21 protein-coding genes are annotated in these 21843 nt (G+C 32.6%); 5 read left to right on the top strand and 16 right to left on the bottom strand.

What is annotated here, in order from left to right; all coding sequences use genetic code 11:
• Positions 1–41: 41 nt before the first annotated feature.
• Entirely contained in the window at positions 42–3185 is a 3144-nt protein-coding gene (locus OF897_RS14465) for a UvrD-helicase domain-containing protein (RefSeq protein ID WP_267266402.1), read from the bottom strand.
• 180 nt (positions 3186–3365) lie between these two features.
• Between OF897_RS14465 and OF897_RS14460 the strand changes: the two genes are divergently transcribed.
• Positions 3366–4112, top strand: coding sequence for a hypothetical protein (locus OF897_RS14460; protein ID WP_267266401.1), 747 nt, complete (start codon positions 3366–3368; stop codon positions 4110–4112).
• A gap of 10 nt (positions 4113–4122) precedes the next feature.
• Positions 4123–4878, top strand: a complete 756-nt coding sequence (locus OF897_RS14455) for a carboxypeptidase regulatory-like domain-containing protein (RefSeq protein WP_267266400.1) — start codon at positions 4123–4125, stop codon at positions 4876–4878.
• Between the two features lie 38 nt (positions 4879–4916).
• Here the strand turns inward: OF897_RS14455 and OF897_RS14450 are convergent, their stop codons facing one another.
• From OF897_RS14450 to OF897_RS14430, 5 genes are all read right to left on the bottom strand, one after another.
• On the bottom strand, positions 4917–5429 hold the full coding sequence (locus OF897_RS14450) for a GNAT family N-acetyltransferase (protein ID WP_267266399.1): 513 nt from the start codon (positions 5427–5429) through the stop codon (positions 4917–4919).
• 2 nt (positions 5430–5431) lie between these two features.
• Positions 5432–5653 carry a PspC family transcriptional regulator gene (locus OF897_RS14445; RefSeq protein ID WP_034678114.1) on the bottom strand — a complete coding sequence of 74 codons (222 nt, stop codon included), beginning with the start codon at positions 5651–5653 and terminating at the stop codon, positions 5432–5434.
• A 3-nt stretch (positions 5654–5656) separates the two neighbouring features.
• Positions 5657–6922, bottom strand: a complete 1266-nt coding sequence (locus OF897_RS14440) for a DUF2851 family protein (RefSeq protein WP_267266398.1) — start codon at positions 6920–6922, stop codon at positions 5657–5659.
• Positions 6923–7482: 560 nt separating this feature from the next.
• Positions 7483–8631, bottom strand: a complete 1149-nt coding sequence (bshA, locus tag OF897_RS14435; RefSeq protein WP_267266397.1) for an N-acetyl-alpha-D-glucosaminyl L-malate synthase BshA — start codon at positions 8629–8631, stop codon at positions 7483–7485.
• A gap of 25 nt (positions 8632–8656) precedes the next feature.
• Positions 8657–10360 (bottom strand): glycoside hydrolase family 3 protein, encoded by a 1704-nt coding sequence (locus OF897_RS14430; RefSeq protein ID WP_267266396.1) that lies wholly within the window; start codon positions 10358–10360, stop codon positions 8657–8659.
• 115 nt (positions 10361–10475) lie between these two features.
• Between OF897_RS14430 and OF897_RS14425 the strand changes: the two genes are divergently transcribed.
• A complete protein-coding gene (locus OF897_RS14425; RefSeq protein ID WP_267266395.1) occupies positions 10476–11027 on the top strand; it encodes a hypothetical protein in 552 nt (183 codons plus the stop codon).
• A gap of 81 nt (positions 11028–11108) precedes the next feature.
• Here OF897_RS14425 and ribA read toward each other — a convergent pair whose 3' ends face one another.
• The 8 genes from ribA to OF897_RS14385 all read right to left on the bottom strand — a co-directional run bounded on the left by ribA (position 11109) and on the right by OF897_RS14385 (position 18014).
• Positions 11109–11702, bottom strand: a complete 594-nt coding sequence (ribA, locus tag OF897_RS14420) for a GTP cyclohydrolase II (protein WP_267266394.1) — start codon at positions 11700–11702, stop codon at positions 11109–11111.
• 10 nt (positions 11703–11712) lie between these two features.
• Complete coding sequence (locus OF897_RS14415) at positions 11713–12162, bottom strand: hypothetical protein (RefSeq protein WP_267266393.1); 450 nt, start codon at positions 12160–12162, stop codon at positions 11713–11715.
• Positions 12159–12770, bottom strand: a complete 612-nt coding sequence (locus OF897_RS14410) for a DUF4254 domain-containing protein (protein ID WP_267266392.1) — start codon at positions 12768–12770, stop codon at positions 12159–12161. Before OF897_RS14410 ends, OF897_RS14415 begins: the two co-directional genes overlap by 4 nt.
• A 12-nt stretch (positions 12771–12782) precedes the next feature.
• Positions 12783–12995 (bottom strand): twin-arginine translocase TatA/TatE family subunit, encoded by a 213-nt coding sequence (locus OF897_RS14405; protein ID WP_267266391.1) that lies wholly within the window; start codon positions 12993–12995, stop codon positions 12783–12785.
• 30 nt (positions 12996–13025) lie between these two features.
• Positions 13026–14585 carry a murein hydrolase activator EnvC family protein gene (locus tag OF897_RS14400; RefSeq protein ID WP_267266390.1) on the bottom strand — a complete coding sequence of 520 codons (1560 nt, stop codon included), beginning with the start codon at positions 14583–14585 and terminating at the stop codon, positions 13026–13028.
• Positions 14582–15427, bottom strand: coding sequence for a DUF4292 domain-containing protein (locus tag OF897_RS14395; RefSeq protein ID WP_267266389.1), 846 nt, complete (start codon positions 15425–15427; stop codon positions 14582–14584). The genes OF897_RS14400 and OF897_RS14395 overlap by 4 nt, the downstream gene beginning before the upstream one ends.
• A gap of 88 nt (positions 15428–15515) precedes the next feature.
• The gene (locus OF897_RS14390; RefSeq protein WP_267266388.1) at positions 15516–16532 is read right to left on the bottom strand and encodes a sugar phosphate nucleotidyltransferase; all 1017 of its coding nucleotides are present in this window, start codon (positions 16530–16532) and stop codon (positions 15516–15518) included.
• Positions 16533–16559: 27 nt separating this feature from the next.
• The gene (locus OF897_RS14385) at positions 16560–18014 is read right to left on the bottom strand and encodes a lipopolysaccharide biosynthesis protein (protein WP_267266387.1); all 1455 of its coding nucleotides are present in this window, start codon (positions 18012–18014) and stop codon (positions 16560–16562) included.
• 122 nt (positions 18015–18136) lie between these two features.
• Between OF897_RS14385 and OF897_RS14380 the strand changes: the two genes are divergently transcribed.
• Positions 18137–19477, top strand: a complete 1341-nt coding sequence (locus tag OF897_RS14380; RefSeq protein WP_267266386.1) for a dihydroorotase — start codon at positions 18137–18139, stop codon at positions 19475–19477.
• A gap of 127 nt (positions 19478–19604) precedes the next feature.
• Here OF897_RS14380 and OF897_RS14375 read toward each other — a convergent pair whose 3' ends face one another.
• A complete protein-coding gene (locus tag OF897_RS14375) occupies positions 19605–20207 on the bottom strand; it encodes an FMN-dependent NADH-azoreductase (RefSeq protein ID WP_267266385.1) in 603 nt (200 codons plus the stop codon).
• 107 nt (positions 20208–20314) lie between these two features.
• Here OF897_RS14375 and OF897_RS14370 point away from each other — a divergent pair, with 107 nt between their 5' ends.
• Entirely contained in the window at positions 20315–20701 is a 387-nt protein-coding gene (locus tag OF897_RS14370; protein WP_267266384.1) for a winged helix-turn-helix transcriptional regulator, read from the top strand.
• Positions 20702–20787: 86 nt separating this feature from the next.
• On the opposite strand, the gene OF897_RS14365 is transcribed toward OF897_RS14370, so the two are convergent.
• Positions 20788–21684 carry a helix-turn-helix domain-containing protein gene (locus OF897_RS14365; RefSeq protein WP_267266383.1) on the bottom strand — a complete coding sequence of 299 codons (897 nt, stop codon included), beginning with the start codon at positions 21682–21684 and terminating at the stop codon, positions 20788–20790.
• Positions 21685–21843: the final 159 nt, after the last annotated feature.

Raw genomic sequence — 21843 nt, 5'->3', positions numbered from 1 at the left:
GGGCCCCCCCGAAACTGTTTTAGTTTTTAAATTTTAGAATTTTATGGAATATAAATCAGTTGAGTTTTCAGAACTTTCATGCCCAGATTTTCTAAAACGGATTTGTAGGTTTCAATTTGTTTTTCGTTCTTTTCGGTTTCCATTCCGGTTTTGAAATCAACGATGATGTAGCCTTCATCACCTTTCAAAATCCTGTCTGGACGATAAATTTTACTGATTCCTCTTTCAGAAATCATGATGTCTTTTTCATTAATCACTTTCCATTTTTCATCAAAAAACTCGGTATATTGATCAATGATTTTTTTTAGATCTTCTTTAATATTTACCTTTTCGTCAAGCGTAATTTGTCCTTCCAAAACATAAGTCTCCAAAACTTTATCAATATCTTTTTCGGTGTTGATTTTTGAAAGCAATTCGTGTACGAAAAGTCCGATCCTTACTTTTTCATTTCTTACCTGATAATTTTTTGAAGGCGTAGCGATTTTTATCGAACTTGTATTTTCATGCTCATTTCTCAGAGTTTGAATATTTTCGGTTTTAAATTCAGGTTTTTTGTGAATGATTTGCTTTTTCAGCATTTCAGGATGAGTTTCATACAAATCAAATTCATCGAGATCCTGTAAATTTTTAGACTGAACAAACTCTAAGATTTCTAAATTATTCGAAGTTTTGTTTTGTTTTTGAAGATAAAAAAACAATTGTTCTACAGGTCGCGTTGTCGCAACATATTGAAGACAAAGCCTGTCTACTAGATTTTTGTAAGAATTTTCATGATTAAACTTCTCAATTCCTTCATCATAAACTTCAAGGTTTTTATTGAATTGATTGATATTTACCGATTTTAAAACAGATTTTTCATCATTTTCAAACCAATTGGTAAATTCGGAATCACGGTTTTTATTCATCATCGGAATAAAAACAATCGGAAATTCAAGACCTTTTGCCTTATGAATAGTCATAATCTGAATAGCATCAATATTTTCAGAAGCCTGAATGGTGTAAGTTGAAGCTTCTTCATCCCAATATTTCAAAAATTCTTTTGTACTTGCTCCTGCGTTTTGGGTGAAATTGAAAAGCATTTCTAAAAAGTTGAGCAGGAAGTCGGTTTCTTTGTTTTCAATCGAAAATTCGTTGATATAATATTCAATGAAATTATAAAGATTAAATTTAGGGAAACGATCCTGTTTCAACTTAATGTTATATTTTTCTTCAATAAACTGAATGATTTCTTCATGTTGTTCCAAAGCCAGAATTTCTTTCATTCCTAAAGTGAAATCCGGCATATTGATTCTTCCGAGTCTATTGAGGTAAAACATCATCATAATTAGATGAGGTTTGTTTTTAGGATTGGTTTCCCACTTCAAAAACTCCACAACAGCTTGCAAAGTGTTTGATAATTCTAAGGTTAAACCTTTGTCGGAAATCGTTTTGATATTTGTTTCTTCACCATTGTAATTGACTTTCAAATTTCCTAATTTTTGCGAATAAGAGAAAATATCGAAGTTTCCACGGCAAAGAATGGTAATGTCAGAAAATCTGAATCCGTTATCGAGAGATTCCTGAATATCTTTCTGCATTTTCTCGGAAACATCATTGTAAAAATCTTCATTGGTTAAATTTTCAATAAGATTTATTTTTACACGCCCTTCAATATTCGCTTTAGGATTTTGTTCTCCGTCAACTCCGAAAATATGTTGATGTTTTTTTTCAAGATTTAATGAGTGGAAATGATACAGTTCGTTATTAAATTGTACGATATTTTTTGCACTTCGCCAATTGTCTTTTAGAACTAATAATTCCGCTTGTTTGGGTGAAAATTCTTTCTTGTTGATAATGTCCAACATTAATTTACTTTCACCGCCACGAAAACGGTAAATACTTTGTTTCGGATCTCCAACCAAAGTAAATGAAGTGTTTTCTGTCGAAATACTGTGATCTCTCAACGGAACAAAATTCTGCCATTGTAACTCTGAAGTATCCTGAAATTCATCAAAGAAATAATGCTGAAACTGTGAACCTACTTTTTCATAAATAAAAGCAGAAGGCTCATTTTTAAGATTTTCATTAATCAGAATATTGAATTTTGAAAGTAAAACCAAATCATTTTCTTCTTCAATTTTTCTTAGTTCATCTTGAATATCTTTATTTACTTTTAAAGGCAATAAAGCGGAATGTATTTTCTCTTTTTTCTGAGTTTCGATGAATAAAAGAATCAGTTTCATTCTGTTTTCAAGAAGTTGTTCCAGAATCTCTGAAATTTCTGCGTCTTTGTGTTTTGATTTTGCAGCGGCACCTTTTCGGTACTTTTCAACAACAGATTCTTCGGTGGAACTGGGAAAAGGAAACCCAGGTCTTTTCTTCTGATAAAAATCAACAACTTTTGGGAAGAATCCGCCAAGTCCATTTTTTCCCTGTGCAAAATCATCAATCTCAATATTTCTTGACTTGAATAATTCAATCGAGCTCAAAGCAAGTTCTAGTGATTGCTTTTTGTTTGCGGTAATTTCTTTTCTTAGAGTATTCTTAATGTCTTCATAATTAGCATCATCAAATTCTTTGTTGTCTTTCAGATGCTCGTAATGAATATCTTTTACAAATTCTTTCGCAGAATCGTAAAGATTTTTATTCAGATTAATTCGCTCATTATTCTCAAGACTGTAATCCACATAATCCATAAACGAATTGGAAATATTCTCGTTTTCTCCAATTTGGTCAAGCATTTTATCAACAGCTTCAATTAAAAATGGTTCTGCATCAATTTCAAGATTAAAATTTTTAGCCAAACCCAATTCATAAGAAAAGCTTCTTACCAATCGTGAATTGAAGCGGTCAATTGTCCCGATATTTAAGGTTGAATAATTATGAAGAATATAATCTAAAAGTTTTTTCGAACGATAATGAAGTTCGTCAATTGTAATTTTTAAACCTTCTGCTTCGAAAGCTTTTTGAATGTTTTTTAAATCATTATTTTCAAGATAATTTTCCGCTGTAAACTTATTGAGCCAAGAAAGAATTCTTTCTTTCATTTCGTTAGCCGCCTTGTTGGTAAATGTCAATGCCAAAATATTTCTTATTGACGATTGTTGATTCGGATATCTCAAACAAATCATCAAAAGTCTCTGTACAAGAGCGTAAGTTTTGCCCGAACCAGCCGATGCATTGATTACAGTATAAGAGTTTGACATTTTAGCGGAAGATTTTGTGCAATTTAAATAAAATTTAGTTGAAAATTTAACAAATTCGAGCCTATATTTTAACAGTTTTGAGCTTAAAATTCAAAAAAAATACTAAATCACGTTAAGTCTGGTTAAACTTATGATTGAATTAAAAAATAACTTTAGTTTTGTTGAATAAAACAATAATTCGTGAAATTTAAACTACTTTTTATCCTGTCATTCATTTTCTTCGTCCAAATCAATGCTCAAAGTTACATTTTTGGGAAGATTTCTTCTGAAGATCTTACTGAAGTTCCGGGTGTGACCGTGATCAATATGCGAACTAACGAACAGGTTCTTTCCAATAGAGACGGTCATTTTATGGTTTCCGGGAGAGAAGGCGATATACTTCGCTTTTTCAAAAGTGGATATGATAGAATTGACAGAAAGGTTTCGAAAGAAAATCTGGAATCACCGATGAATGTTCAGTTGACCAGAGCGGCTCAATTAATTGCTGAAGTAGAAATAAAAAAAGGCTTGAGCGGAGATCTGAAAATTGATTCTAAAGCGTTGAATCAACCTGCAAAAGTTCAAAAACTAAAAGCAGAGATTAATGCTTATCTCAAACAAAAATCTGACCCGAGAATTTTAGCGGCAAGACCAGGACAATTTGTTCAGCCGAAAGGTCAAGGTTTCTCTGTGGGTAAAGTAAAAAATAAATGGGATGATCTTGATTTTGAAAATTATCTTGCTTACGCTCTGGGAGATCAATATTTTGCAGATTTAAAAATCGAAAAACCATTTATCAATCATTTTATCAAATATGTTCTTGCAGGTGGATTTGAAAGACAGAAAATCTTGAAATACGGCTTTGTAAGTGATGGCGATTTGATGAGGTTTCAAAATTCTGTTTTGATGAGAATTTCTTCTTACCGAGCTCCACAAACACAAAAATAAAACACCAAAGATGAGAAAAATTCTTGTAGTATTTTTCTTTTGTACTGCAGTACATTTTTTTTGTCAGCAGAAAGTTTCGGGCAAAACGATGAGCGAAAACGACATGGTTTTGGTTTCAGTTTTAGTCGTTAATATTTCTAATGACAAGAAAGTTTACAGCAATTCTTTAGGTGAATTTTCGATTGAAGCTTCCGAAAATGATGAGATAAGATTTGTGAAAGAAGGTTACGAAAGAGTTTCAAAAAAAGTTTACAGTACAGAAGTTCCTATTAATGTTGTTCTAGTGAGAATTCCAGAGGAGATTGAAGAAGTTGAAATTGTTTCTGCAACCGGAGCTAAAATTGACAAAAAAGACCAACTTCAGAAGGCTATTGGTCTTCCCAAACCTAAAACCGGTGAAAAACCTCGTGAAGTTCCTGCGGAGGTAAAAAGAGTTTTATTGGCTGCAGCTTTAGGGAATTTAGACGTTCAGGGAACTTACGATTTGATAAGCGGTAAAGCGAGAAGGCAGAAAAGACGGTACAAATATGAAGATTTACAAAGTGATATTCTGTGGATACGCAAAAGAATAGATAATGAATATTTTGAAAAGGAAGGTATTCCGGCTGAGAGAATTTCAGAGTTTTTAGAATTTAGCTTTACTGTAAAACCAGAAATAAGAACTTACGTAAGAGCAAAAAATATTTCAAGAGTAATTTTTAACCTTGAAGAAATACTTCCTGTTTTCGTTGATCGGCTTAAAGAAAACTCCAAATCAAAAGAATAAAAACTTAATGCATCCTTGATTTAACTTAGTCGAATATTTTAATGATAAACAATATCATAAATTTCATCCTTAACTTCCTCTAAATTTTCAGGGAAATAGTTGGCAAGAAGCCATAGTTGAAGACTCTTTTTACCTTCTCCATAGCTTGGCTGTACGTACATTTCATCAATCAGATTAAAGCCGTTTCGCTGGTAAAATGAAAAACGTCGTTTAGAATCTTCGTTCAGATGTTCAGGTTCTATTTCCAAAATAATTCTTGGATGATTTTTAAATAAATAATCAGTAATATGAGAACCTAATTTTTGATTTCTGAATTCAGAGAAAACTTCGAAATGTTCTACAAAAACATGATTTGTCAATTCCCAAATGACGAGGTAACCAATATTTTCAGAATCATTCAAAACAGAAATTACTTTCACTTTTGGATGCTCAAATAACTTTATAAATTTATACCAATCTCTTCTTTCATCCTCAGGAAAAGATGTTGTATAAGAATTGAAAATCTGTTGCACACGATAATCATCGGGCGAAGTAATCTGTAAAAATTCCATGATTAAAGGTCGAAAACGCTTGGTCTTCTTGTGATGAAAATATCTTTAATCCAAAGCGTGAAAGCCAGACCAAGATAAATTAAAAAGAAAAATCCTGCCGTCGCAAAAGTTGAATAAATAAAGAATACTCTCAGTTTAGAAACAGGAATTCCCAGTTTAGCGCCCATTCTTGTGAGTACACCAAACCATTCGCGTTCCATTTTGTGACGTAGATTATCAAACATTTTTTAAGATTCTTTTAAAATTTTAAATCCGATACCGCAATTTAAGCAATTTTTTGCTTCACAATAGTTTTTAAAATGATAAATAAGGCTCTGACTTTCCATTGAGTTTTTAATTTTTAGACCTAAATTTTTCCATTCATTAATAACTGAATTTTTTTCTGCTTGAATTTCCCAATAAAAAGTTAGAATTTCGTCATTGATATTTTCATTCTGATGTTTATGGTAAGTGTATTTTATTGGAAGAATAGTATTTAAAATAACCAATTCAATGAAATCTTTCGTTAAAATTTTTGGTTGATTTACAGGTGATATTTTACCAAAATTAAAATGGTTATCCCAATATTCTGAAGCTTTTATATCTTTAAAAATTTCAACTAATTCATTCGCATTTTGTGCTGAAATAATCTTTGAAAATAAATTTTGATGCTGAAAATACAAATCTGCAAATTGCGATAAACGAATTGTGGGAAAGTTTGGCGGTCGTAATCTCAGAAACTTAGGGTAAATTTTAATATCGGGAAGATTATATTTGGCTTTAATGAAATCGAATTCTCTTTTCCATAATTGAATTTGTTCGTCTTGTGGCTTTTCAAGCCAACCGGAAATTCCAAAAAATAATGCTTCAAGTTGAGTTTTGTTCTGTTGAATTTTAATAATTGTATTGAAATTGATGCTTTCGGCAATTTGCTTGAAGATGAAAGCATTTACTTTTAGACCAAAAGAGTAGGCGAGATGATGAAATAAAACTGCTTCATAATTGTTTTTGCTTCTCAGTAAATCAGATTCTATTTCTAAAGACTTTTCCTCAAGTTTTTTCAATAAATTTTCTTCGTGAAAGGTAATCGGAATTTTCTTAGTGCTAAAAATTTTCTCACACGGAATAAACTGACTTTCTTTTAATAGGTTTTCGTATTTCTGAAAAATATTTTTATCGATATTATCTTTTAATTCCAGTGTAGGAATATTTTGTTCTATGAATTCTTTGATGTCAATATCATTCTGAAAAACTACATGAAGAATTATGTTTTGATAAGCGGGATCTTTTGAGTGTTGATGGAAAATCCAGTCGGAAGATTTTACATGCAGTTCAATATTTCCGGCAAGAATAATATTTTTGATTTTGATTTTGGCCATCAAAAAATCAGGTCCTGAATCGGTATTCCATTTCCCGAAATCTATAATTTCAACAGGATTTCCGTCTGTGTCGGTAAAATTAAAGCTGGTGAATACTTTGAAGTTCCAAAGATATTGAAGGAGTTTTTCGTTCATCAGTTGTGTATTTGTGTAACAACTAATTTACGGAAAAATTTGAATATGGTTACAATGAATTTAATCTTCCAAATTCATTATTTTTTTTCTGTAAGATGCATCATGTAATCTCTTAATTCGCTGTTTACTGAGTACTGTTTTCCGTTAATCTCAATTATGTTTATGCTCATACATATATTTATTTTTTCGGAATCTTGATAAAAAAATCCAAATAGACGAGAATCAATTCTACTGTATTCTTTTATAGGTTCTAATGTCGAAAAAATTTCTATTAATTTATTGGTTTCAATATCAGATAATTGAATGGTTTTAAGATTAGAAGATTTTCTTAAATTCTCACATTTTACTGCTACGATTGTAGTTGTATAGAGATTAATGTAACGAAATTCACTTTTCTGTTTATTACAACTTGAAATAACTGATAATAGAAATGCTAATAAAATTAGATTAAAGTACTTCATCGTGCTTAAAGTAATAATCTTAAAGATAAACTTTTAAAACTTAATTTAGAAAAAAAATCAGAGCAATTGCCCTGATTTTATAATGTATTTCAAATAAGCTTAAACTTTGGTAAGCTCTCCTTTAAAATTCTCAATCGTAGTTTTATACATCTCTTCATAAATAGGAAGAATATTTTTTAAATCAAATCTTATTGCCTGTTCTTTAGCATTGATTTTCATTTGAGCTAAAAGTTCCTCGTTGCTCAATAATTTGATGCAATAATTACTCATTGCTTCCACATTACCTATTTCTGCTAAGAATCCTGTTTCTCCTTGAATGTTTACTTCAGGAATTCCACCGGCATTCGAACTGATAACAGGAGTGTTTGCCGCCATCGCTTCTAAAGCTGCCAAACCAAAACTTTCCTGCTCAGACGGAAGTAAAAAGACGTCTGACAGCTGTAAAATTCTATACAAATCATTCACTTTACCCAAAAGACGAATTTTAGAAATCAATTCCGGATTTTCTTCCAAAAACTGATTGACTTTTTCCATATCGGGACCTTCGCCAATGATTACCAGTTTAGATTTAACCTTTTTCTCAACGTTTTTAAAGATTTGAAGAACTTCATCTACACGTTTTACCGGACGTAAATTGGAAACGTGAATCAATATCTTTTCATCAGGATTGGCAAATTGTGTTCGCTGACATTCATTAAGCTCGTCAAATTCAGAATTATCAATAAAATTGGTAATGACCTGAATCTCTTTTTTAATATTGAAAAACTGAAGTGTATCTTTTTTCAGACTTTCAGAAACCGAAGTAATAGCGTCTGATTGATTAATCGAAAACTCTACCGCATGTTTGTAACTCGGATGTTGCCCTACCAAAGTAATGTCTGTTCCGTGAAGTGTTGTCACCAAAGGAATATCGTTGTTGTCTTCCTTCAACATTTGCTTTGCTGTAAAAGCTGCATAAGCATAAGGAATGGCGTAATGAGCATGAAGTAAATCTAATTTATAGAGATTCACAACACGGTAAATCATCGAACTTAGCGCAATATCATAAGGTTGATACTGGAAAAGTGGATAGGTCTGAACATTGACCTTGTGGAAGAAAATATTAGGATTGGTAATATCTAATCTCGCCGGAAGTGCCGAACTGATGAAGTGTACTTCATAGCCTTTGTTTGCCAAAGACATTCCGAGTTCTGTTGCCACGATTCCGCTTCCGCCGTATGTTGGGTAGCAAAGTATGCCTATTTTCATCTCTTATTTTTTATTTGATGTCAATTTATTTTGTGTGGGAAACTTTCAAATCGATTCCCATCCCTGGTTTTAATTTATCGTTGACTAAAACGGGTAGTCTTCCCGAAATTTTAGTTTTTCCGTTCAACGCATTTGCAGTTGCTGTCATTGAGTCATCATTATTTTCATAAGAAACCAAAACTGTGGAAACTTTAGAAATATCAATATCTTTCAATGCATACGCGCTTCCAAAAATATTCAGAATTACATTTTGACTTTTAGTTAAATCAGTCAATACTTTTTTTGATTCTGCTGAAATTTTGTAAGGTTTATATGCTGTAGAATTGTCTTTATGAAAACCAACAATCACTGTAGAATTTGCGGGAATTGAACTAATTTCAGAAGCTCTTTTTACAATCACTTTTGAATTTAAATTTAATTGATTTGCAAAAGTCTGATAAGGTGCCTCCTCCAACGGAACGTAATAATACGTTGTGTTGGGATTTAAAGGAAGCAGTTTTTTCTCATCTTTTAATAATGTTAATGCATTTGCATATAGGTTTTGAATCAGCTTTGAATGAGACTCATTATTGATGTCTTTATTAACATTTTCAGGATTTTTAGAGATGTATTGATTTAACCCTAAATAATATTTAGTTAAAAGAATCTTTTTTACACTTTCTTCAACTCGATCTTGTGAAATTTCACCTTTATCAATTGCATTTTGGATGAGTTTTTTACCTTCTGCAACACCTTGTGAGAAAAGCATAATGTCATTTCCTGCTTTGAAAGCTAAAGCATCCAGTTCTCCGGGTTTGTATTTGTTGGCAACAGCGCCCATGTTAAGAGCGTCAGTAATAATTAAACCTTTGTAGCCCAGTTTATCTTTTAATAAATCGGTCACAATTTTTTTGGAAACAGAAGCAGGAATTCCTTTCCCTGATTCCAGACTTGGAACATATAAATGTGCAACCATTACCCCGCCAATTCCTTTATTCATCAGAGCTTTAAAAGGAGCGATTTCTATTTTGTTTAATCTTTCCAAACTGTGGGAAACTACAGGGAGATCTAAATGTGAATCTGTATTGGTGTCACCATGTCCGGGAAAATGTTTGATTGCCGCAAGAATATTGTTGTCTTGTAAACCATTTGCATAATGTAAAGCAGATTGTGTTACATTAGAAACTTCCGAACCGAAACTTCTATTTCCTATAATCGGATTGTTTGGATTGGTATTTACATCTACAACCGGTGCAAAATCCCAGTTGATTCCCATTCTTTTGCAGTCTTCCGCAATTTTTGCAGCCATCTTATAAATTAAATCTTTATCCTGAATAGCTCCCAAAGTCATTGCCCAGGGAAATTTATGAGCGGTATTGATTCTTTGATAAATTCCCCATTCTGCATCCATCCCAATCATTAAAGGAACTTTAGATTTTTGCTGGAATTCATTTACAAGATTAATTTCTCTCGCTGCATCATCCTGCATCAAAATTAGTCCGCCAATTTTGTCATTTGTGACAATATTTCTCACTTGATTGATATGGTTGTCATCTTTATTAGTATATAATGCAACAATAAATAACTGACCGAGTTTTTCGTCTTGAGAAAGACTGTTGTAAGTTTGATCTACCCATTGATTGGCTTTCTTAATATCAGCTCTTGAGATGTCTTTAGGCTGATATTGTGCCTTAATATGAGAAGTTGAAAAAGCTATAATTAAGAGAAAATTAAAAACTAATTTCTTCATGATTTTTTGAATATGAACAAAAATACGATTAAAAAAAAGATGATTACTAAAGTTTTTTCAGTTTTTGGTATATGTTTTGATTCGGCATGTTTAATAATAATATAAAATTTAAATAATGAGAAAATTTTTTCCAATTCTAATGCTGGCTTTCGTGAGTTTATTTACTTACAGCTGCGATAATAATGACGATGTAGTAGTTGATAATACTCAACAGTATGAATACCCTCAAATGAAAGACTTTACGGGAAATTTAAACTCATCAAATAATTTTACTTTAACTGTGCCAATTGGTATTCCTGTTACGGATGTTGTTTTGGTATATAGAAATGTAGGATCTGGGTCAGGTACAAATGCAGTTTGGCAGTTGATTCCTAAAACATATTATTTGGATAACAATGTTTCTTTTCCAGCGAACAGAGAGTTAGATTATAATTTTGATTTTACAACGGTAGATGTTGAAATTACATCAAAAGCGAATTTTAATCAATCTACTCAAATGACAGTAACAGAAACAAATTCTTATTTGAATAATCAAATGTTTAGAGTTGTATTGATTCCAACGGTTGCAGGGAAAAATGCAAACACTGTAGATTACAATGATTATAAAGCTGTTGTGAAATATTTTAATCTTAATGATTCAAATGTTTCTCTAACAAAGGTAAACTAAGAAATCTTTTCAAATTTTTATAATAAAGAAAGCTCCGGAATTAATTTTTCGGAGCTTTTGATTTTTTATTGTCTGTAAAACTTATTTCTGATCGTCTAAAAAATGACCAAAAAAGTCTTTTTTTGTCTGAAGATATCCTTTGCTGTTTTCATTTGCCGGAATTTGCAGAGGAATTCTTGAGTTTAAATTAACATTACTTTCCTGTACAAATCTTACTTTATCAGGATTGTTGGTTAAAAGATTGATGTCTTCAATTTTAAGTTGGTTTAAAATCTCGATAGCGACACCAAAATTTCTGTCATCTGCAGGTAGACCCAATTCTAAATTTGCCTGAACTGTATCAAAGCCTTTTTCTTGTAAAGAGTAAGCTTTAAGTTTATTGATGATCCCTATATTTCTGCCTTCCTGACGTAGATAAATAACTAATCCACCATTTTCGTGCATATATTTCATTGCTGCATCAAGCTGTTGTCCACATTCACATTTTTTAGAATGAAAAACTTCTCCGGTAATACATTCAGAATGAAAACGTACATTGACAGGTTGTGATAAATCTGTGTTTTCAGCAACTATTGCCATGTGCGGCATCCAATCATTTTCGTCTTCCGAAAAAGCAATCATTCGGAAATTACCGTGCTCTGTAGGAACATTAGCTTCCGCCTGAATTTTAATCATTGAATTTTGTTTATTTTTTTCCGTTGACAGAATCTTCTATTACGGTAACGTTTGTTTTTAGTCTTACCAAATATCTGTTCAAAACTTCGTCTTCATCTTTTTTAAGATATTTTCTAAGTTTCTGAATACTTTTGTAAGATTTTTCTAGATTTCGGATGGTTTTATTTTTTCCTGATTTATTCCCGGATTCTATCGCATAAAGATAGTTTTGAAGAGTGTACTTTAAGTTGCTCACTTCTTCATTCAAGGCTGTATTTGAAAACTTTGGGAAAGTAGAAATCAGATTGGTAATTTCTGATGCATTAACATTTTCTGTAATATTAATGCTTATACTTTTGTTATCAGATTCTGTTTTTGCATCACTTGAAAAACTGTTTGACAGAGGCGACATATTCAGTTTTTCGGTAGCGCAGGAAGATGTGATTATTAAAAGTATTCCAAGAAAAAATAGTCGTTTCATTTTTGCTCCTTTTGATAAAGGATTGGGTTAAGACTTTCATCATTGTACATCTTCATCTGTTTGTACACTTTCATCTTAACATCACCGTTTTCAATATCTGTAAGCAATTGAATAATAGAAGTAGATAAATCTTCTTTCTGAGTAAGCAGTACATTTAATTTTGCCTGGCAATTTAAACGGTGCTCTTCAGAAGCAGATTCTCTGTTTGCTTCTAACGACATGTGATAAACCTTTAATGCTAAAATAGATAACCTGTCAACAGCCCAAGCTGGAGTTTCAGTATTTATTTTAGCATCAGATTTTGGAGTAATATTTTTATATTTATCTAAAAACCAACTGTCTATAAATTCTACCAAATCAGTTCTTTTCTGATTTGAAGAATCTATTGTTCTTTTTAGCTGAAGAGCCTCTACAGGATCTATATTTTCATCTCTAATTATATCTTCCAAATGCCATTGAACGGTATCAATCCAGTTTTTAGCATACAAAATACGTTCCAAAGTGTCACTTTCAAACGGGTTTTTTACAGAAGTTTCTACGCTGTCTAATACATGATAATCTTCAATAGATTGGTTGAAGATTTTCCAAGCAGTATCAGTAAAATTCATTGAAATTGAGAATTATAAGTTGCTGTTTGTATTATTTGAAGAATTGTTTTCGGTTTTAGAACCTGGTTTGTCTTCTTCTTTGATAGCATCTTTAAATTCTTTAATTCCAGAACCCATACCTCTCATCAATTCGGGGATTTTTTTACCTCCGAAAAGCAATAAAAGGATGATAGCAACAATAAGGATGTGTTGCCATGATAATGATAATATTGTTAGTGTATTCATTTCTAAATTTTTTGTAAAGTTAATCTTTTTTTAATACGAAACCCAACTAAGAGGATCGACAGCCTGACTTCCGTTCCAAATCTGGAAATCAAGAGTATAGCTTCCATCAAAATCCTGTGCAACTGCTCCTACAACTGTTCCCGCAGAAACCTGTTGGTTCTTTGAAACAGTATTGCTACTAAGATTTGAATAAATGGTAAAATAATCACCATGCTTTATCATTACGGTTTTGGTACCGTCTGCGGAAGGAATCACCTGAGAAACTGTTCCAGGAAAAACTGCTCTTGCCGAAGTTCCTTTTGCTACAGATATTTTTATTCCGTTGTTTTCCTCCCAAATATTTTTAAAGACAGGATGCTGTTGTTTACCAAATCTATGGGTAATTGTTCCTTGAGCAGGCATAGAAATTCTTCCTTTGTTGGAAACGAAATTACTTCCTGCAGCTGGAGCCGAAACTCCGTAATTGGTCATCGCTTTAGTTTCTGCAGCTTTTTTGTCTTCATCTTTTTTCTTTACTAAAGCTGCTTCTGCTTCTCTTGCTTCTCTTAGTTTTTCAGACGCTTCTTTTGCTTTTGTCGTTGCATCTTCAGAAGCTTTTTTAGCAGCTATTTTTCTTGCTTCATCTTTTGCGCTTGCCTCACTTCTTGCAGCATCCTCATTTCTTTTCCTTTCTTCTTCTGCTCTTTTTGCGGCTAATTCATTTGCTTTTTTTACTTCTGCTTCAGCTAGTTTTCTTTCTCTTTCTAAAGCTTCTGCACGAGCTTTTGCTTCAGCATCAATCCTTGCTTTTTCTCTTTCTGCTGCTATTTTAGCTAAACGAATTTTTTCTGCTTCAGCCTTTCTTCTGCTTTCTTCTTCTGCTTTGGCAATTCTTATTTCTTCTGCAATAATTGCTCTGATTTGTCCTTCTAAAGCTTTAGACTGAGATTGTTTTTGCTTTAAATCGGCAGTAAGCTTAGACTCATTCTTTTTGAATTCTGTAACCAACTGCTCTTTCTGTTCACGCTCAACATTTATTGTCGTTAAATCTTTTTTCTGATTAACAAGTAAATTTTCTTTTTCCATAGCTGATCTCTTCTTCTGATCAACAGATTTTTTAAGCTGAACTGCTGCAGTCGTTATTTCTGCTGCTTTTTTATCCTGATAATCTGAATATTGCTTCAAATACTGAACTCTTCGTAATGCTTCACCTAAACTTTTTGATGAAAGAATAAAAGTTACTTTATTTTGTACACCTTTGTTTTTATAGGCATTCACCAAAACCTGCGCATAGTTTTTTCTTAAGACAGCAAGTTCACGATTTTGTTTGTTTATTTCAAGCTGACGCAGATAGATTTCGTCTTCTATAAATCTTTTTTCTTTCTGTGTATTATTAAAAACTTTTTCTCTGAGCGCTAGTTTTTTATTAACGTTATTTAAATATGATAAAGATAATTTTGATTCGTTTCTGGTTTTAGCCAAATCTGAATTTATCTGTGATATCTGTTTTTTTAGATCAGCATTTTGCTTTTGTAACTGTTCTTTGTTTTGTTGACCATATTGTAAACCGAACAGTAAAATGCCTAATAAAAAGCTAATTTTTTTAATCATTTAATATCAATTTTCTTATAATTGGCTGGAACTGAATAGGGTGTTTCCATCCTCGAAAAGTCAAATTTCGTGTTTTCCAGTAAAATTTGACTCGATTTTGAGCCTTTTATAATTATTTTAACATTTTTAGGAAGCTTTACTTCGTTCGGGAAGGTCTCCCAGTTTTCATATACGATTTCAATGGCATCATTGGATTTTACATCTTGTAATTTTACCCAATTTAAATTAAAATCGTTAGTATACTGCATTTCAACTTTATATTCACGTACAACATCATCCGTTACAATTTTCTGGTTGGTAATTGAAGTTAACTGATATCCTTCACTATTTTTAACAATATTTGAGTTGCTATTGGTAATATGCATAAAAGTACGTCCCATCAACAGTTTTTCCAAAGTTTTATAATCAATGAAATTAACGTTTAGAAAATTATTTAGATAATCAAAATCGGAATCGATGTAATTTTTGTTGTATTTATCAATAGCTTTTATTCCTTCCGGAGTTATAATTGCTCTCGCAGCATTAATTCCCCAAAAAGAAATATTTGCCCATGTTTTTTTATCGTTTTCAATATAAATTGTTGCGTCAAGTGGGCTTACTCTCAGATCGCTTGCTGTGATTTTACTATTGATTTTTACATGCTCAAATTTAGGATGAAGAAGAATTTTTTCATAAAAAGTCAATCGATCCTGAATGTTTTTGGCATTTTTCGGGTCGTTCTTATCGTCTGAATTTTCCACTTGGATGCTATCATTCTCAGAAGAAGTCTGATTTAGTGCTTTTCTGCTTTTACAGGAAAGTATTGTGAGTGTAATTATCAATAAGATAGCCCAATTTTTCATATTCAAATTTAAATAATCTTTTACAATATTAACGCCAAACCACACAAAATGGTATTGTGTGGTTTTGTCAACGTTATTTTAGTTTAATTTATTTTGATAAAAAGTCTAAAACAGAAAAATCTCCTAAAGAAATTTCTCTTGCAACTCCGAAATAATGAGCTGAACTTCCTATCATAGAGTTGGAAAGATTTCCATGATCAATTACTGTTTTTTCCTGAATCAAAGAGTTATCAATATTAGAGTTGATAATTTTTGTACCTTTTCCTAAAGAAACGTAAGGTCCAATCTTAGAGTTTGAAATCTCAACATCTTCACCAATATAACAAGGCTGAATAATCAAAGAGTTTTGGATATTTGCAGACTGAGGAAATCCTGTAAATTCGTCTTTTTCGTATTCCAAAATCTTACCGTTGGTTTCAACTGTAGCATTTTTATTTCCACAATCCATCCAATCATCAACTTTACCTAAAGAGAATTTTGCACCTTTCTGACGAAGATTTTCTAAAGCCGTTGTTAATTGATACTCTCCACTAACTTTAATGTTGTTATCCATGATGTGATTAATCTCATCCATCAATTTTTCTGCTGAGTTGAAATAATAAATTCCAATAATCGCAAGATCTGAAATGAAAGTTTGTGGTTTTTCTATAAAATCAGTAATAAAACCGTAGTCATCTAATTTTACAACTCCAAAAGCTGAAGGATCATCTACTTTTTTTACCCAAATTACACCGTCAGAATTGGTGTCTAACGTAAAATCTGCTCTGAAAAGTGTATCTGCATAAGCAATTACAACATTTCCCTGCATTGATTCTTCTGCACATTTTATAGAGTGAGCTGTACCAAGAGGTTCAAGCTGATGATAAATAGTTCCTTTTGCGCCTAATTTTTCAGCAATTTTAATTAATGAAGCCTCTACCTCAGCTCCAAAATCACCAATGATGAAAGCTACTTCATCAATTGTTTCTCCTGCAACTTTTGCAATATCTTCTACTAATCTTTGCACAATGGGTTTTCCGGCAATCGGAATCAATGGTTTTGGAACGGTTAACGTATGTGGTCTCAATCTTGAGCCTTTTCCGGCCATTGGAACAATTATTTTCATTTTATATGTATAGTTTTAATTTGAATTTTAAGATTTTCTAAGTATTTTGTTGATCATCGTTTTTTCATTATAAATTAAAAAAGCTATGAAGAAGATAAACAAGCCGTTTCCTATTAAATAATTCTCTCGGAAATAGTAAAACGAAACCATCGAAATGGCAATTGACAGCGATAAATATACTGCTATTTTTTTGACGTTATAATGAATGGGATATTGTGCTCTTCCCCAAAAATATGAAATTACCATCATGCTTGTATAAGTAATTAATGCAGCAAATGCACTTGCCCAATACCCATAAGTTGGAATAAATGTAAAGTTGATGAAGATTGTAATTGTTGCTCCAATTAAAGAAATGTAAAGTCCTACTCTCGTTTGATCTGAAAGTTTATACCAAATTGAAAGATTTAAATAAATTCCTAAAAATAACGCACCTAACATCACGAACGGAATAATTTCAATTCCTTCATAATACAATGGGTTTTTTAAATATTTTTCAGAAATCCACTGAAGATTTACCATCAATCCGATATAAATTAAACAGTTACAAATCACAAAAACATCCATCAAAACTGCATAAGTTTTATGGTTGTTTTTATCTTTAAAACTTGAGAAGAAATAAGGTTCAATCCCCAATTGATATGCCTGTCTGAAAACTGTAATAAATGTAGCAATTTTATAAACCGCTCCGTAAATTCCAATCTGATGTTTAGCTTCTTCTTTTGGAAGTAAATATTTCAAAAACTGTCTGTCTAAAGTCTGATTAATGATTCCTGCCAATCCCGCAATCATAACCGGCCATGAATAATTCATGATTCTTTTCCAAAGTTTAAAATCAAACTTTTTAAAACTGAAATTCACAAATTCCTTTCCTACAATAGCTAAAGTGATAATACTTTGCACCAAATTGGCAATGAAAACATACCCGACACCAATTTCAGGATCATATTTCATTCCTAAAATTCCGTTGGGATAATTTGGAAGCCATTTAATAAAAAATACAACCAAAAAGTAATAAGCCAAAGATCCGATTACTTTTGAAAGCATATATTGAACAGGTTTTCCTTCTAGCCTTAAAACTGCAGAAGGTATTGTTGAAAATGCATCAAAAGATAAAATAAAAAGAAAAATAATCAGATAATTAACTTGATCTGGAGTTTCAAAAGCATTTGCTAAATCCTGCCTAAAAACATACCCTAAAATCAGATAAATAAATCCTGTTCCTAAAACACTTAAAGCACAAGTTGAAACTAAAGTTTTCTTATCAATATCACCTTCCTGAGCAAAACGGAAAAAAGAAGTTTCCATTCCATGAGTCAGGAAAACCGTAATTACTCCAGCAATAGAATACCAATCTACAAAAGGTGACGAAGCAGAAGGTCCGAAAGCTTTCGTAACGATTGGCGCAATAAGAAACGGAAAAATTCTTACCAAAACCGAACTCAGTCCATATACAGCGGTTTGCCCAAATAATTTCTTGTACAAATTAATTTTTTTAAAGTGCAAATGTAAATATTAGAATTCACAATTTTCAGACTTAAGTTTAAAAATCATTCCTGAAAATATTAAATTTGTGCAATACAAATCTTTATATCTAAAAAGTAAAAATGAAAATTCTAATAAAAAACGCCCAAATCGTCAATGAAAATCTGGTTTTCCAAAGTGATATTCTGATTGAAAATGATTTGATTTCACAGATTTCGAAAAATATTTCTGAAGAAAATGTTGACCAAATTATCGATGCTTCCGGAAAATATTTGTTGCCGGGAATTATTGATGACCAAGTGCATTTCCGTGAACCGGGTTTAACGCACAAAGGTGACATCGAAACCGAATCAAAATCTGCAATCGCAGGCGGAATCACAAGTTTCATCGACCAGCCGAACACCGTTCCAAATGCTGTAACTCAGGAATTGTTGGCAGATAAATACGAGATTGGTTCTCAAAAAGCTTATGCGAATTACGGTTTTATGATGGGCGGAACAAATGATAATTTAGAGGAAGTTTTAAAAACAAATCCAAGAAATGTTCCCGGAATCAAATTATTTTTAGGTTCATCAACAGGAAATATGTTGGTTGACAATCCTGAAACATTAGAAAATATTTTCAGCAATACCAAAATGCTTATTGCGGTTCATTGTGAGGATGAAGCAACTATTAGAGAAAATACTCAAAAATATTTAGATGAATACGGCGAAGATATTCCTGTAAAATTCCATCATTTGATAAGAAGTGAGGAAGCTTGTTATAAATCGTCATCAAAAGCGATTGAACTAGCGAAGAAAACTGGAGCAAGACTTCACGTTTTCCATTTGTCAACAGCGATTGAAACGGAGCTTTTCAGAAATGACATTCCATTAAAAGATAAAAAAATAACGGCCGAAGTTTGTGTTCATCATCTGACTTTTACGAATGAAGATTACGATACCAAAGGCGGATTAATTAAATGGAATCCAGCAGTAAAAACTCAGAAAGACAAAGACGGGCTTTGGGAAGCTTTGCTTGATGACAGAATCGATGTGATTGCTACAGACCATGCGCCACACACTTGGGAAGAAAAGCAAAATGTTTATACAAAATGCCCTTCCGGAGCGCCTTTGGTTCAGCATTCATTGGTCGTGATGCTGGAGAATTTTAGAAACGGAAAAATTACTCTTGAGAAAATAGTTGAAAAGATGTGTCATAATCCTGCTATTCTTTTCAGAGTGGAGAAAAGAGGTTTTGTGAGAGAAGGCTATAAAGCAGATTTGGTTTTGGTAGATTTAGAAGAAAACTGGACGGTTGCCAAAGAAAATATCCTTTACAAATGTGGCTGGAGTCCGCTTGAAGGAATGAATTTTAATTCTAAAGTCACCCATACTTTTGTCAACGGAAATCTAGTTTATGACAACGGAAAAATCAATGAAGAGAAATTCGGAGAGCGATTGCTTTTTGAAGTTCAGGAATAGATTAAAAGACTGCAAATTGCAGTCTTTTTTTGTTTCTCGCAGATTGAGCAGATGAAGCAGATTTAAAACATAATCTGCAAAATTTGATTAATCAGCGAGAGAAAATTTATCTAACAATCACTTGAAATCAATCAATCACAATACTTTCAATTCCTTTTTCTAAAGCATTTTCCATAATTCCCGGGATTGACAGTCCTTCTGCACGGAAAACACTGACATCAGTGACACCGTAGAAACCAAATACATTCTTGACATAAGGTACATTAGAATCGTAAATTTGGTAAGGCCCTTGTGAATAGATATTTCCTGACGAAAAAGCAACATATAATTTTTTATTATTCAGCAGTCCTTTTGGTCCATTTTCGTCATAACTGAAAGTATATCCTGCTCTCGAAGTGTAATCAAAATAGGCTCTCAATGTGGCAGGAACAGAGAAATTGTACATCGGAGATTCTATAATGATGATGTCTGCCTCCTGCAGCTCCGAAATCAAACTTTCGGAATATTGATTGATGGTTTCCTGCTCGGGAGAACGGCTTTCTGACGGTGTGAAAAATGAATTGATGTGGACATCTTCCAAAAGCGGAACGAGATTTTTGGTTAAATCACGTTCTTTTACATTGCTGTCAGGGTATTTCTCCAGAATTTTTTCCAATACAGCACTTCCTAATTTTCTGCTTGCAGATACTTCTATTCTCGGGCTTGAGATAATGCGCAAAATTTGTTTCATTTTTTTAATTTTAAATTTCTTTGACAAAATTATGTACATTTGCTTATCAAAAGTTAGTAGTAAACAAAAGGTTAGTAGTAACCTTTGGGTTAGTTAAAGTTTTACGTATGGAAACAAGTTTTGCTATCGAAGAGCCTATTACTCATCAAAGATGTACTGAAAGTCTTTCTTCCGTTGAAGATGCGATTTACGTCATTGGAGGAAAATGGAAACTGAAAATTATTATTGCTTTGCAGGAACATGGCAATATTCGGTTCAATGAGCTTCAGAGAATCGTTACCGGAATATCGGCAAGGGTGCTTTCGAACGAGTTGAAAGATTTAGAATTAAATGGTTTTGTCAAAAGAATCGTTCACAGCGAGCAAACGCCTGTCGTGGTAGAATATATTTCGACAGACTACAGCAAAACACTGAAGCCGGTTATAATAGCGCTTTCCGAGTGGGGACGAACACATAAAAATAATATCAGAGAAGATGTTTTTGAAAATAAATAACTCTCGCAGATTTAGCAAATTTGGCAGATGAATTAGAAAAAAAATCTGCTCAATCCACAAAATCTGCGAGAGAATAAATTTTATAATTAATTAAAAGACTGCCTAAATTCCAAAGGAGACATTTTCGTTTTCTTTTTAAAAAGCGTACTGAAAGACTGCGAATGTTCAAACCCCAGTTCATATGCAATTTCACTGACTGTTAATTCAGTAGTAGAAAGTTTCTCTTTCGCTTTGCTAATCAACTTTTCGTGGATATGTTGCTGCGTGTTTTGTCCGGTCTGTATTCTTAATAAGTCACTTAAATAATTAGGAGAAAGATTCATTGCTTCTGCAATCTGATGAACGGTTAAAAGTCCTTTTTCAGAAGATTCTTTATCAAAATAATCATTCAAAAACGTTTCAAATTTCGTCAAAAGCTGATGACTTCCGCTTTTTCTGGTAATGAATTGTCTTTCGTAAAAACGCTTGGAATAATTCAGCAGCAACTCAATCTGAGACAAAATAATTTCCTGCGTATGCTGGTCGATGTGCTGACATTCCTTATCGATTTTATTCAGAATTTCAAGCAAATCGTTTTCCTCATCCTCAGAAAGATGCAACGCTTCATTCACAGCATAAGAGAAAAATCCGTAAGACGAAATCGTAGTTGCCAAAGAATGTTTTAACAGAAAATCTTCGTGAAAAATTAACAGGTAACCCGTATTTTCACAATCCATCGTCTTCAAATCGAGATACTGAACCTGATTCGGAGCCGTAAAACTCAATACGCCTTTGTCGTAATCGTAATGTTGCTGTCCGTATTTTATTTTTCCGGTCGCATTTCGTTTCAACGCGACGCAATAATAACGACTCACAAAACCCTTCCAAACCTCATCTTCAATAAAAATACTTTCAGAAAGATTGATGACACTTACCATCGGATGCTTCGGTTCCGGAAGCGACAGTAGTCTGTGAAAAGCCGAAATAGATTTTATAGTATTCATACTTTGAAATTCTAAATATTAAAGGTAGTAATTATTTGACTCTGTCGAACCACTTTGTTAGGTTTGGGCGCCTTAATCCGTCTTCCACTCCCGCTTTTTTGTTCCGCTTTGCTCCACAAAAAGAGCTCCGTTCAAGCCGGGGCGCAATCGTATTGTGTT

The organism is Chryseobacterium formosum, from assembly GCF_026460885.1.
GTDB lineage: Bacteria > Bacteroidota > Bacteroidia > Flavobacteriales > Weeksellaceae > Chryseobacterium > Chryseobacterium formosus.
Note: the sequence above shows the minus strand (reverse complement) of the source record. Positions and strands in the feature narration are given on the sequence as shown.